General features: G+C 71.4%; 13 protein-coding genes. 12 read left to right on the top strand and 1 reads right to left on the bottom strand.

The window, feature by feature from the left end; genetic code table 11:
- The first annotated feature begins 61 nt into the window (after positions 1-61).
- The 10 genes from coaA (at position 62) to BLT21_RS15310 (ending at position 9,813) form a co-directional block, all read left to right on the top strand.
- Positions 62-1,018, top strand: coding sequence for a type I pantothenate kinase (gene coaA, locus BLT21_RS15265; RefSeq protein ID WP_091503865.1), 957 nt, complete (start codon positions 62-64; stop codon positions 1,016-1,018).
- Between the two features lie 1,056 nt (positions 1,019-2,074).
- Positions 2,075-3,184: an esterase/lipase family protein gene (locus BLT21_RS15270; protein WP_091503868.1), complete on the top strand. Its 1,110-nt coding sequence runs from the start codon at positions 2,075-2,077 to the stop codon at positions 3,182-3,184.
- A 76-nt stretch (positions 3,185-3,260) separates the two neighbouring features.
- A complete protein-coding gene (gene glmS, locus BLT21_RS15275) occupies positions 3,261-5,111 on the top strand; it encodes a glutamine--fructose-6-phosphate transaminase (isomerizing) (RefSeq protein ID WP_091503870.1) in 1,851 nt (616 codons plus the stop codon).
- 25 nt (positions 5,112-5,136) lie between these two features.
- A complete protein-coding gene (locus tag BLT21_RS15280) occupies positions 5,137-5,493 on the top strand; it encodes a holo-ACP synthase (RefSeq protein ID WP_091503873.1) in 357 nt (118 codons plus the stop codon).
- Complete coding sequence (alr, locus tag BLT21_RS15285; protein ID WP_091503876.1) at positions 5,490-6,626, top strand: alanine racemase; 1,137 nt, start codon at positions 5,490-5,492, stop codon at positions 6,624-6,626. Before BLT21_RS15280 ends, alr begins: the two co-directional genes overlap by 4 nt.
- Positions 6,623-7,126, top strand: coding sequence for a tRNA (adenosine(37)-N6)-threonylcarbamoyltransferase complex ATPase subunit type 1 TsaE (gene tsaE / locus BLT21_RS15290; RefSeq protein WP_091503878.1), 504 nt, complete (start codon positions 6,623-6,625; stop codon positions 7,124-7,126). The genes alr and tsaE overlap by 4 nt, the downstream gene beginning before the upstream one ends.
- 35 nt (positions 7,127-7,161) lie before the next feature.
- Positions 7,162-7,839: a tRNA (adenosine(37)-N6)-threonylcarbamoyltransferase complex dimerization subunit type 1 TsaB gene (gene tsaB / locus BLT21_RS15295; protein WP_091503880.1), complete on the top strand. Its 678-nt coding sequence runs from the start codon at positions 7,162-7,164 to the stop codon at positions 7,837-7,839.
- Positions 7,836-8,303 (top strand): ribosomal protein S18-alanine N-acetyltransferase, encoded by a 468-nt coding sequence (gene rimI, locus BLT21_RS15300; RefSeq protein ID WP_091503883.1) that lies wholly within the window; start codon positions 7,836-7,838, stop codon positions 8,301-8,303. The genes tsaB and rimI overlap by 4 nt, the downstream gene beginning before the upstream one ends.
- A complete protein-coding gene (gene tsaD / locus BLT21_RS15305; RefSeq protein ID WP_091503885.1) occupies positions 8,300-9,367 on the top strand; it encodes a tRNA (adenosine(37)-N6)-threonylcarbamoyltransferase complex transferase subunit TsaD in 1,068 nt (355 codons plus the stop codon). The genes rimI and tsaD overlap by 4 nt, the downstream gene beginning before the upstream one ends.
- Positions 9,364-9,813, top strand: coding sequence for a hypothetical protein (locus BLT21_RS15310; protein ID WP_091503888.1), 450 nt, complete (start codon positions 9,364-9,366; stop codon positions 9,811-9,813). The genes tsaD and BLT21_RS15310 overlap by 4 nt, the downstream gene beginning before the upstream one ends.
- Position 9,814: 1 nt before the next feature.
- Here the strand turns inward: BLT21_RS15310 and BLT21_RS15315 are convergent, their stop codons facing one another.
- The gene (locus BLT21_RS15315; protein ID WP_091503891.1) at positions 9,815-11,017 is read right to left on the bottom strand and encodes a THUMP-like domain-containing protein; all 1,203 of its coding nucleotides are present in this window, start codon (positions 11,015-11,017) and stop codon (positions 9,815-9,817) included.
- A gap of 142 nt (positions 11,018-11,159) precedes the next feature.
- Here BLT21_RS15315 and groES point away from each other — a divergent pair, with 142 nt between their 5' ends.
- Entirely contained in the window at positions 11,160-11,456 is a 297-nt protein-coding gene (groES, locus tag BLT21_RS15320) for a co-chaperone GroES (protein WP_023954390.1), read from the top strand.
- Between the two features lie 139 nt (positions 11,457-11,595).
- The gene (gene rarD / locus BLT21_RS15325) at positions 11,596-12,537 is read left to right on the top strand and encodes an EamA family transporter RarD (RefSeq protein WP_091503894.1); all 942 of its coding nucleotides are present in this window, start codon (positions 11,596-11,598) and stop codon (positions 12,535-12,537) included.
- The last annotated feature ends 175 nt before the right edge of the window (positions 12,538-12,712 follow it).

Raw genomic sequence — 12,712 nt, forward strand, 5'->3', positions numbered from 1 at the left:
ACAGTAGTCGGCCGGGCCGATCGCACGGTGCGGAGGGCGCCCGCGGGCTACGATGAGCGCGATGTCCCCTGAAGATGTGCAGGCGCTGACGCCGCTCGCCCCCGCGCTGTACCGAGAGATCGACCGCGCCGACTGGTCGCGGCTCGCCGCTGGCGTCGAGCAGCCCCTCACCGAGACCGAGATCGTCCAGCTCCGCGGTCTCGGCGATCGCATGGACCTCGGCGAGGTCGCGCAGGTGTACCTGCCGCTTAGCCGTCTGCTCTCGCTCTACGCCAGTGCCACCCGCCGCCTCGGTGCCGCGACCGACGCGTTCCTCGGCGAGGAGGACAGCACGACCCCCTTCGTCGTCGGGGTCGCCGGGTCCGTCGCCGTCGGCAAGTCCACCGTCGCGCGATTGCTGCGCGAACTGATGAGCCGGTGGCCGGGCACGCCGCGCGTCGAGCTCGTGACCACCGACGGCTTCCTGTATCCGAACGCCGAGCTCGAGCGCCGCGGGCTGATGGCCCGAAAGGGGTTCCCGGAGTCGTACGACCGGCGCGCGCTGATCGAGTTCCTGACCGAGGTCAAATCCGGTGCACCCGAGGTCCACGCGCCGTTCTACTCGCACATGCGCTACGACATCGTCCCCGACGCCCAGATCACCGTGCGACGCCCGGATGTCGTGATCGTCGAGGGCCTCAACGTGCTGGCGCCGCCGCCGGCCCCCCACGAGGTGGCGGTCAGCGACCTCTTCGACTTCTCGATCTACGTCGACGCCGACGCCGAGCACATCAGCCAGTGGTACCTCGATCGCTTCATGGCGCTGAAGGCGGGGGCGTTCAACAACCCGTCGTCGTACTTCAACACCTTCGCCGACGTCGGCGACGACGAGGCCGTCGCCATGGCCCGGGGGTTCTGGAACGACATCAACCTGCCGAACCTGGTCGAGAACGTCCTGCCGACCAAGCACCGCGCGACACTCATCCTGCACAAGGGCGCCTCGCACGCGGTCGAGCGCGTGCTTCTCCGGAAGGTCTGAAACCCGCTCCGAGAAGCGGCGTGCCCGCCATCCGAACGGACGACGGGCACGCCTGGGTGTGGACGGCCCCCACTCAGGGGGAGGGGTACGACCCGAGACCGCGCGGTCCGATCGGACGAGCCGGCGAGGCCGGGGCCCGGGTCGCGGTGATCGAGCGTGAGCCGCCACATCCATGCGGCGCGTGTCGGAGCGTCGGCCGTGACCGCGCGGGCGGAGTCGGCCCGACCCGGTCGACACCGACGCGCGGGCTGCTCCCCAGCAGCCGTGCGAGCGCGTGACGTCGCCTCGTCATACCTGTCCCCAATTCCCCAGCGGGAGCCGAATTCGTCCGGCATCCCGTTCCCCAACACCGCCGGGTCGAGTGCGCCGGGTCCCATCCCGGCGAGTCGAAATCCCCCGCGTTGCGCCCGGGCCGTAGCCACGGGCTGCGCTCAGTATGTCAGAGCCTCGCGATGGCCGGAAGCATCAATATCGGGTGGATGCCCTCGGCGTGTCGTGGCCCGTGTGCGTTGTGCAGTGCGCGTGCGCGGCTGCGCACTGCACAACGCCCTCACGGTGCACAGATCCCCATCGACACCTTGAGTTCGACACACATCATGACTCCCATACCCCCCAAAAGCAGGGAGTCTGCGCGTCGAGGTTGATCGTACAGCGCCGACTCGTGTCCGCCAATAGGGGGACAAGACACTTTCGGCAATCGGTGCCCTCCCAGCGTGCATCCGCTAGGCTTCCTTTGCCTGCGCAGTACTCGAACCGTTCCCCAAGCGGTGATTCGGTCGCCCCGCCGTCCCCAACGGCCCGACCGAGAGCGTGCGGGTGTTGCGGGGCCCTCTCGAGTAAATCAGTCCCCAAATGGCTGACTCGAGAGGGCCCTCGTCTTGCCCGGCGCAGGATACCTCCCGGTATTGCGTTACGCACCCGTCATCACAACCTGCTAGGTATGAATCCATGGAACTGGGGCGTCGTCCACGCGCGCTCGTGCGCGCTGTGTTACGCGCGCGCTCGCGGGTGCGTCGGAGGCGTTCGCGGTGGCGTTCTCTCGTCGCCCTCAGCACGGTGATCCTGCTGGCTGCGACCGCCACCCTCGCACCGGCCGCCGCGTCGTCCGCGTTCGCTCCGGCTGTCGCGACGGGCGCCGTGACGGCCGCTGCCGGCGACCGCATCGTGCGCTTCAGCGACAGCGCCGAGCAGGACTCGCGGGCCGTGCTCCTCGTGCACGGCTGGCTGAGCACGGTGCTCCCCGACGCCGAGGATCAGCGCTCTTTCGCACGGTCGCCCTTCGCCCGCCCGGTCCAATGGCGCGACGGCTCGGGCGCACGCGTCGCGCGGGGGATGTCCGCGTCGCTGCAGCAGCGGCTCGAGGCCATGCCCGGTGTCGCGGTCTACGCCTTCGACTACTCCGCCAACTCGGCGGGGTGGGTCGGCTCGAACGGGTCCGCCGACAACCTGGCCGCGGCCATCCGCACCATCGCCGCGAGCGTCGACGGACCCGTTGACATCGTGACGCATTCGATGGGCGGTCTGGCACTGCGATACGCGCTCCGCGACGATCCCGACGTGGCGGCGCTCATCGGCGAGGTCGTCACCGTCGGCACACCCACGCAGGGTTCCGACATCGCGAACGTCGCGGTCGACATCGCCGGCGTCATCCGGGCGACGATGTCGACCCTGCCGGTGCTGCAGAACCTCGTGCTGCCGTGGATCGGCGCGGTGTGCAACAACCAGCTCGCGTCCGACGCCCTCGCCGGGTGCGAGCTGCCGCCCATCATCCGCACCGGCATCGCCGCGCTCGGGCCCGGCGGCACGGCGTTGCGCGCCGGCTCGACCGACCTCGCCGACCTGCCGGATTGGCCCCCGGGACTGCACGTGCACGCGATCGCCGGCTCGGCGGTGGTGGCGATGCCGCTGACGTCGGGGAAGACCTGGGAGGCGAGACTCGGCGACGGTCTCGTCGCCGAGACCTCGGCCGTCGCCGGCACCGATGACGCGACGGTCATCACCTGCCGCACCGACCTGGCACCCGGCCTCGAAGGCATCGGGGAGGTGCTCTCGGGACAGGTCGCCGCGCCCCCGTTCGGCGGCGCGTGCGGCCACGACGCGATCTTCTCGAACCTCGAGGTCGTCGACGCCGTGCTGGCGGCGCTCGACGGCGCGGCCTCCCGCTGATCCGTCGTCCCCGCCAGGCGCCGGGGCGGGTCGCGTCAGCCGGATCGGGCCGCTGCCGCGATCTAGGATGGACCCCATGTGCGGAATCATCGGCTACGTGGGTCCCCGTCCCTCGCAGGACATCCTCATCTCGGGTCTGGCCCGCCTCGAATACCGCGGTTACGACTCCGCAGGCATCGCCGTCATCGACGGCGAGGGGTCGCTGGGAACGCGCAAGCGCGCCGGCAAGCTGCAGGTGCTGCGTGACGATCTCGCCGCGCACCCGCTCACCGACGGGACCACCGGCATCGGCCACACGCGGTGGGCCACCCACGGCGGTCCGACCGACGCCAACGCGCACCCGCACCTCGCCGACGACGACAAGCTCGCCGTCATCCACAACGGCATCATCGAGAACTTCTCCGAGCTGAAGTCCGAGCTCGTCGCCGAGGGGTACACGTTCCGCAGCGAGACCGACACCGAGGTCGCCGCCGTCCTGCTCGGTCGCGAGTACCAGGCATCGGGCGATCTCACGCAGGCATTCCGAGCGACGGTGTCTCGTCTCGAGGGCGCGTTCACTCTCCTCGCCCTGCACCGCGACCAGCCCGGCCTCGTGGTCGGCGCCCGCCGCAACTCCCCGCTCGTGATCGGGCTCGGCGACGGCGAGAACTTCCTCGGATCCGACGTCGCGGCCTTCGTCGAGCACACCCGGCACGCGCTCGCGATCGGGCAGGACGAGATCGTCGCGATCACCCCGCAGGAAGTCACCGTCACCGACTTCTCCGGTGCCGCCGTCGAGGTCGAGCCGTTCGAGGTCGTGTGGGATGCCGCCGCCGCCGACAAGGGCGGATGGTCCTCGTTCATGGCCAAGGAGGTCTCGGAGGAGCCCGAGGCCGTCGCCAACACCATCCGCGGTCGGGTGCACGACGGACTCGTGCAGATCCCCGAACTCGAGGGACTCGACGAGCTGTTCACCGGCATCGACCGCATCATCGTCATCGCCTGCGGCACCGCCGCCTACGCCGGCATGGTGGGCAAGTACGCCCTCGAGCAGTGGGCCCGCGTCCCCGTCGACGTCGAGCTGGCGCACGAGTTCCGTTACCGCGACCCGGTCATCGGGGCTCGCACCCTCGTGGTCTCGATCAGCCAGTCGGGCGAGACCATGGACACGCTCATGGCGGTCAAGTACGCCCGCGAGGCCGGGGCGAAGACCCTCTCGATCTGCAACACGCAGGGCGCCACCATCCCGCGCGAGTCCGACGCGATCGTCTACACCCACGCCGGACCCGAGGTCGCCGTGGCGTCGACGAAGGCCTTCGTCGCGCAGATCACCGCGCTCTACCTGCTGGCGCTCCACGTCGGCCGCGTGCGCGGCGCGCTCACCGACGACGCCATCGCCGAGCAGGTCAGCCAGCTCGAGGCCGTGCCCGAGAAGATCGCGCGCGTGCTCGCGAGCGAGCAGGAGCACATCGAGCAGTTCGCCCATTGGATGGCCGACACGCGCTCGGTCATCTTCCTCGGTCGGCACGTCGGATACCCGATCGCGCTCGAGGGGGCACTCAAGCTCAAGGAGATCTCGTACATCCACGCCGAGGGCTTCGCCGCCGGCGAGCTCAAGCACGGTCCGATCGCGCTCATCGAGCCGGGACAGCCGGTCTTCGTGATGGTGCCCTCTCCGACGAGCTCGCCGCTGCTGCACGCGAAGGTGGTCTCGAACATCCAGGAGATCCGCGCCCGCGGCGCCCGTATCATCGCGGTCGCCGAGGAGGGCGATGCCGCCGTGCTGCCCTTCGCCGACGAGGTGCTGCGCATCCCGCTCGCCGAGCCCCTCTTCGAGCCGCTCCTCGCGGTCGTGCCGTTGCACGTCTTCGCGATGGGTCTCGCGACGGCGAAGGGGCTCGACGTCGATCAGCCGCGCAACCTCGCCAAGTCGGTCACGGTCGAGTGAGCCGGTCGGAGCAGCGGGGGATGCCGTGATCGCGGGCATCGGCGTCGACCTGGTCGACGTGCCGCGCTTCGAGCGCTCGCTCGAGCGCACCCCCCGTCTGCTCGAACGGCTGTTCTCGCCCGCCGAGCGCCCGCTCAAGCCGCGCTCGCTGGCGGCACGGTATGCCGCGAAAGAGGCGCTCATCAAGGCGCTCGGCGGTTCGGAGGGCGTCCACTGGGTCGACATCGAGATCGCATCCGAGGCCTCCGGCCGTCCGGTGTTCGCCCTGACCGGCGAGACGGCGGCGACGGTCTCGCGGCGGGGCATCACCGCGCTGCATCTCTCGCTCTCGCACGACGCGAACCTCGCCACCGCCTACGTCGTCGCCGAGGGCGCCCCGTGACCGGGCGGCCGCTCCGCGAGGCGCTCATCGACGTCGAGGCCATCGAGCAGAACGTCCGGCACCTGCGGCGCCTGGTGCAGACCGAGGTGATCGCCGTCGTCAAGGCCGACGGATACGGGCACGGCGCGGTGCGAGCGGCCACGGCTGCCTTGTCGGGCGGTGCCTCGCGTCTCGGCGTCGCCGACATCGCCGAGGCGGTCGCCCTGCGTCGGGCGGGCATCACCGCTCCCGTCGTCGCGTGGCTGCACGGACCCGATCCCGACTTCCGCTCCGCCGCGGAGCACGGCATCGAGCTCGGGATCTCGAGCATCGTGCAGCTGCAGGCCGCCGCTGCCGCGGCATCCCCGGACCATCCCGTGGGAGTGCACCTCAAGGTCGAGACGGGCCTCGGACGCAACGGAGTCGAGCCGCGCGAATGGGTGCGCGTCTGCGCCGAGGCCGCCCGCCTCGAGCGCGTCGGGCATCTGCGGGTCGTCGGCGTCTTCAGCCACCTCTCCAACACGAGCCTCGCCGACGACCGCGCCGCGCTCGCGCGCTTCCACGACGCGCTCGACGCCGCGGCCGAGGTGGGCGTCCGGCCACCGCTCCGCCACATCGCCGCGTCCAACGCGGCGATCGCGCTCCCCGAGGCGCGGCTGAACTGCGTGCGCCTGGGCATCGCGATCTACGGCCTCTCGCCCCTCGCCGACCGCTCGTCCGCCGACCTCGGCCTGCGTCCGGCGATGACGCTCCGCAGCTCCGTGGCGGCCGTGCGCCGCGTGCCGGCGGGCCAGGGCGTCTCGTACGGGTACACCCACCGCACCGCCGCCGAGACGACGTTGGCGCTCATCCCGCTGGGCTACGCCGACGGCGTGCCCCGACAGGCGTCCGGGCGTGGCCCCGTCATGATCGGCGACCGACGCTTCACCGTCTCGGGCCGGATCGCGATGGACCAGTTCGTCGTCGACGTCGGCGACGCGCAAGTGGCCGTCGGCGACGAGGTCGTGCTCTTCGGCGACCCGACGCTCGGTCGCCCGGCTGCCGCCGAATGGGGCGATGCCGCCGACACGATCGACTACGAGATCGTCACCCGGATCGGCCCCCGCGTGCATCGCACGGCGGTATCGTCCGAGATGACGGGAGGGCGGCCATGAGCGGACTGGATGAGTACCTGGGCGAGCGCGAGGTGACCTCGGCCGAGGACATGGAGGCGTGGGGGCGCGAGATCGGCTCGCGGCTGCGCGCCGGCGACCTCGTCGTCCTGACGGGTCCGCTCGGCGCGGGCAAGACGACGCTGACCCGCGGCATCGGCGCGGGTCTCGGGGTCCGCGGACCCATCCAGAGCCCGACCTTCGTCATCGCCCGCACGCATCCGTCGCTCGTCGACGGGCCGCCGCTCGTGCACGTCGACGCCTACCGACTGGGCTCGCCCGCTGAGCTGTCCGACCTCGATCTCGATCTCGACGCCAGCGTGACGATCGTCGAGTGGGGCCACGGCATGGTGGACGGTCTGCGCGACAGCTGGTGGGAGATCGAGCTCGAGCGCGGCTGGAGCGGCACGGGTCTCGACAACGCCTGCGGCACGAGCGGTCCCGCCGCCGCCGAGATGGCCGATGCGGCGCCGCGTCTCGTCACCGTCACGCGCCGTCCCTGAGCACACGGCTCCCGGGCCGGGCTACCCTGGGTGACGTGATTCTGGGCATCGACACCTCGATCGGCACCGCGGTCGCGCTCGTCGACCCGGCCGGCGGCATCCTCGCCGAGATCGTCAGTCCCGACCCGCGCGGGCACGCCGAGGTCATCGGCGATCTGCTCGACCGGGCGTTCGCCGCGGCGGGCGTCGGACCGGCCGACGTCACGGCGGTCGCCGCGGGGATGGGGCCCGGCCCGTTCACGGGGCTGCGGGTCGGCATCGCCGCGGCGCGGGCGTTCGCTCTCGGCCGCGGGATCCCCGTCGTCGCAGTCGCCAGTCACGACGCCGCTGCCCGAGCGCTCGCGGACCCCGCCTTCGCCGTCGCCGCGAACGCGGCCGACAGCGCGCCCGTCGTCGAGGGGCAGCCGCTCGCCGTCGTGACCGATGCGCGCCGTCGCGAGGTAGCCGTCTCGGTCTACCGCGTCGAGAGCGGAGAGCCGGTGCGAATCGTCGATCCTCACCTCGTGTTGCGCGCGTCGACCGATCCCGTCGAGCTGTTCGGGGCTCCGGCATCCGAACTGGCGGAGACGACCTCCATCAGCGCTGCGGCCCTCGCGCGGATCGCCGCCGAGCGGCTCGCCTCCGGGACGGCGGTGACCGACGCAGCCGAGCCGCTGTACCTGCGCGCGCCCGACGTCACGATCTCCGCCGGACCGAAGAAGGTGGGCACGTGAGCCTGCGCACGGCGACCCGCGACGATCTCGATGCCATCATGTCGCTCGAGGAGTCGTCCTTCCCGTCCGACGCCTGGAGCCGCACGGCGATGTCGGCCGAGCTCGCCTCGCCCCACGGCCGCTACCTCGTCGACGTCGAGGACGGGCGCGTCGTGGGATACGGCGGTGTCCGCGCCATCCACGGCGCCGCGGACGCCGACATCCAGACCATCGCCCTCGACGCCGGGCTGCGGGGCGTCGGTCGCGGCCGTGCGCTGCTGCGCGCGCTCGTCGGCGAGGCGCGCGAGCGGGGAGCGCGCGAGCTCTTCCTCGAGGTGCGCGCGGACAATCCCGTCGCGCACGGGCTCTACGTCTCGGAGGGCTTCGTCGAGATCGCGCGCCGACCGCGCTACTACCAGCCCGACGACGTCGACGCCGTCATCATGCAGCTGAACCTGCGCGACGAGGAAGACAACGACCGATGACCCGTGCGACCCCTCGCCGCGAGCCCCTCGTCCTCGGCATCGAGACCAGCTGCGACGAGACCGGCATCGGCATCGTTCGCGGGCGATCACTGCTGTCGAACACCATCGCGAGCTCGATGGCCGAGCATGCCCGCTACGGCGGGGTGGTCCCCGAGGTCGCGGCGCGGGCGCACCTCGAGGCCCTCCAACCGGCGATCGAGGCGGCGGTGGCCGAGGCGGGCGTGTCGCTCGACGAGCTCGACGCCGTGGCCGTGACGAGCGGTCCGGGCCTCGCCGGTGCGCTGATGGTGGGGGTGGGGGCCGCGAAGGCCCTCGCGGTCTCGCTCGGCGCCCCGCTCTACGCCGTGAACCACCTCGTCGGCCACATCGCCGCGGACATCCTGACCGGCGACGACGTCGAGTACCCGACCGTCGCGCTCCTGGTGAGCGGTGGACACACCTCGCTCCTGCTCGTGCGCGATCTGGTCTCGGACGTCGAGATGCTCGGCGAGACGATGGATGACGCCGCCGGCGAGGCGTTCGACAAGATCGCGCGCATCCTCGGACTGCCGTACCCGGGCGGTCCCGAGATCGATCGGGCCGCGGCGGCCGGCGATCCGAACGCCATCCGGTTCCCGCGGGGACTCTCCCGCGCCTCCGACATGGCCGCGCACCGCTACGACTTCTCGTTCTCGGGCCTCAAGACCGCCGTGGCCCGGTGGGTGGAGCAGCGCGAGGCCGCGGGTGAGACGGTACCCGTCGCCGACGTCGCGGCCTCGTTCCGCGAGGCGGTCGTCGACGTCCTCGTCACGAAGGCCCTCGACGCGTGCGCGCAGCACGGTGTGCCGCGGCTGCTGCTCGGCGGTGGCGTGATCGCGAACCGCCGGCTCCGCGACGTCGCGCTCGAACGTGCCGCCGCCGCGGGCGTCGCCGTGCGCATCCCGCCTCTCAGCCTGTGCACCGACAACGGCGCCATGATCGCGGCCCTCGCCGCCGAGCTCATCTCGTCGGGCGCCGAGCCCTCCACCCTCGCGTTCGGCGCGGACTCCACCCTTCCCGTGACCGAGATCCAGGTCCGCGGATGAGCGACGACCGCGCCCGCAGCCCGCGCCCGGCGGTGGAGGCGCCCTCCGACGACGTCGTCGCGGCGCCCGGCGTCACCGCTTTGCCCGGTGAGCATCGCGGCGGGTTCCAGCGCGAGTTCACGCAGCCCACGCCGCTGGCCGTGCCGATCGAGGTCGAGCGCGAGACTGAGGCGCCCCGGGTGGAATGGGCACCCGCACCCGAGGTGCTGCCCCGATCCGGGGCCTGGGCGCTGGGGCTGTCGATCGTCGCGCTCGTGCTGTCGTTCTTCGTGGGGTGGGCGGTGCCGCTCGGGATCGCCGCCGTCGTGACGGCCGTCATCGCGCTCCGGCGCCCGTGGGAGAGCAGGACGATCGCCCTCTGGGCGCTCGCGCTCGGTGTGCTCTCGGTGCTCTACAGCGCGGGGTGGCTCGTCTGGGCGGCCTACCGGGCCGACCTGATCGGCTGATTCAGCCGCCGACGGTGTCGTCGACCCGGTCGGCGAGCACCGCGACGCGGCGGTCGGCGATCCGCGTGAGGAAGAGGGTGGCCGCGCCCGACCCGGCGAGCGCGAGCTTCTTGCGGAACTGGGCCGGATCGATGTCGACGCCGCGCTTCTTGATCTCGAGGATGCCGATGCCGGATCGCTTGAGGGCGGCGTCGATGTCGCGGGTCTTGAGCGGCAGCACCTCCCGGACGCGGAACGTCGCCGCGAACGGGCTCGTGCGGCCGTCGTCGGAGGTCATGTACGCCGTGCCGCCCGCGAGCATGCCGGCATCCAGCTCGCGCGCCACCTCGCCGATGAGGCGAGCGCGGATCACGGCCCCGTCGGGCTCGTGCAGGTAGGCGCCGAGCTCGCGCGGCGCGGCGTCGTCGGCGTCAGCCTGCGCCGTCAGCTCGGCGGCGCGGTCTCCGCGCAGGACGAGGGCCGAACGGCCCACGCCGGGGCGCGCGAGCGTCCCGGACCACAGCACCAGCTCGATGGTCGACCCGTCGGCGCTGATCCACTGCGCCTCGCCGTGCTCGGGAAGGTCGTCGCGGTCGAAGGCGGGACCGAGCTTGATGCCGGTGGGCATCCGTCCGGCCAGGTCGAACGCCCAATCGAGCGAGGGTGTGTAGTCGGATGCCGCGACCCGGCGCGTCTCGCCGTGGCCCGAGGTGCGGCGCGCGGGATCGAGCCAGACCGCGTCGATGCCCGTGAGATCGGTCTCCTCGGCGCGTCCATGACGCACACGAGCCGACGCGCCGAAGGGGGCGAGGTTGTACGCCGCGATCGCGGCGGTGACCTCGTCCGCGTCGACGGCGAGGACATCGAGCCCGATCCCGGCGAAGCCGAGCGCGTCGCCGCCGATCCCGCAGCCGAGGTCGGCGACGTGCGCGATGCCCGCGTCGCGGAACCGTCCGGCGTGACGAGCTGCGACGGCGAGGCGCGTGGCCTGCTCGAGTCCGGCACGCGTGAACAGCATCCGGTCGGCGAACGGGCCGAACTTCGCCCGTGCGCGCTCGCGCAGGCGGGCCTGGCCGACGACGGCGGAGACGAGATCGGGGGGGAGGCCTTCGCGCCGCAGCCGCGACACCGCTGCCGCGGCATCCGCCGTCGACGTGATGCGCAGGGCGTCGACGAGACGGAGTCCCTCGGGGGTCAGCAACGCGGAGAGCTCGGCGTGATCCACCCCGACAGCCTACGGGCGACACCGCGGGCTCCCTCGCGACGTTGGCACTCGCGTTGCGTGAGTGCCAACGTCCCCCTAGACTCGTTGCTGGCACTCTCAGGGTGAGATTGCCAACAAGTCTTGTCGAAGAAAGAGGTAGACCGTGTCGGTTTCCATCAAGCCGCTCGAGGACCGCATCGTCATCAAGCAGGTCGAGGCCGAGCAGACCACTGCGAGTGGTCTGGTCATCCCCGACACCGCCAAGGAGAAGCCCCAGGAGGGCGAGGTCGTGGCCGTCGGTCCCGGCCGCATCGATGACAACGGCAACCGTGTTCCGCTCGACGTCGCCGTCGGCGACCGCGTGATCTACAGCAAGTACGGCGGAACCGAGGTCAAGTTCGGCGCAGACGAGTTCCTCGTGCTCTCGGCGCGCGACGTCCTCGCCGTCGTCGTCCGCTGACGCAGAGCTCTTCGACGAAGGCCCGGGTGCGCATCGCATCCGGGCCTTCGTCATACGTCGCGAAAGCGTTGGCAGTCCGACGACGACCGATGGCAGTCCGCCACGCGCGCTCGTGTCATGACCGTCCTATGCTTGGCTCGTGACACCCCTCGACCCCGCCCGTGAACGCTCGCTCGGCGGGGTCTACGCGTTCTCGGCGTACGTCCTCTGGGGCTTCATGCCCCTCTACTTCCTCACCCTCGCGCCCATGGGCCCGTTCGAGGTCGTGTCCTGGCGCATCCTGTTCTCGCTCGTCTTCTGCGCGATCCTCCTCACGGTGCTGCGGGCGTGGGGCAAGCTCGTCGCGATCCTGCGCACGCCGCGTCTCGTCATGTGGACGATCGTCGCCGGCCTGCTGATCTACGTGAACTGGCAGGTGTTTCTCTACAGCACCCTCTCGGGACACGTGATCGAGGGGAGCCTCGGGTACTTCATCAACCCGATCGTCACGGTGCTCTTGGGCGTGCTCGTGCTCAAGGAGCGCCTGCGCGTGGCGCAGTGGATCGCGATCGCCATCGCCGCGGTCGCGGTCGGCGTCATCGTCGTCGGCTACGGGGCGTTCCCGTGGATAGCCCTCACCCTCGCCGCGAGCTTCGGAACCTACGGCCTGGTCAAGAAGCAGATCGGTCCGTCGGTGGACGCGGTCAGCGGTCTGACGCTCGAGTCGCTCTGGCTCGCTCCCGTCGCGATCGTGCAGGCGATCGTCGTCGCCCTCACGGGCGGGCTGGTGTTCGGCTCGGTCAGCCCCGCGCACACGCTGCTCGTCACGCTCGCGGGCGTGATCACGGCCGTGCCGCTGCTCTTCTTCGCCGCCGGGGCGCGGCGCAGCAGCCTGACCGTCATCGGCCTGCTTCAGTTCGTCGCCCCCATCCTGCAGTTCATCACCGGTGCATGGATCCTCGGCGAGCCGATGCCTCTGGAGCGATGGATCGGCTTCGGGCTCGTGTGGCTCGCCCTCGTCGTGCTCAGCGTCGACTCGCTGCGCGGCGCCCGCCGCTCGAAGCGCGCGGACGCGGCATCCGACGTCGCGCCGGTGGTCTGATCGCTGGCACCGGTACCACCCGCGGAATTCCGGGGTTCGCGGACACGGGCAGATAACGATTGGGTCGCGTAACAGACCGTTAACACATCGCAACATCGCCGACGCGAGAGCGCCACTAGGTTTGACCCAACCTCGCGGGGCTTCGGTGCCGCGTTCCGACTCATCAAGGAGCACA

Source organism: Microbacterium sp. cf332 (assembly GCF_900102175.1).
In the GTDB taxonomy this organism is placed as follows: Bacteria; Actinomycetota; Actinomycetes; order Actinomycetales; family Microbacteriaceae; genus Microbacterium.

What these genes read in the sequence shown, in the direction of transcription:
- BLT21_RS15310 (WP_091503888.1), top strand. Translation starts at nt 9,364, where the DNA reads ATGAGCGACGACCGCGCCCGCAGCCCGCGCCCGGCGGTGGAGGCGCCC.
- tsaE (WP_091503878.1), top strand. Translation starts at nt 6,623, where the DNA reads ATGAGCGGACTGGATGAGTACCTGGGCGAGCGCGAGGTGACCTCGGCC.
- coaA (WP_091503865.1), top strand. Translation starts at nt 62, where the DNA reads ATGTCCCCTGAAGATGTGCAGGCGCTGACGCCGCTCGCCCCCGCGCTG.
- glmS (WP_091503870.1), top strand. Translation starts at nt 3,261, where the DNA reads ATGTGCGGAATCATCGGCTACGTGGGTCCCCGTCCCTCGCAGGACATC.
- tsaD (WP_091503885.1), top strand. Translation starts at nt 8,300, where the DNA reads ATGACCCGTGCGACCCCTCGCCGCGAGCCCCTCGTCCTCGGCATCGAG.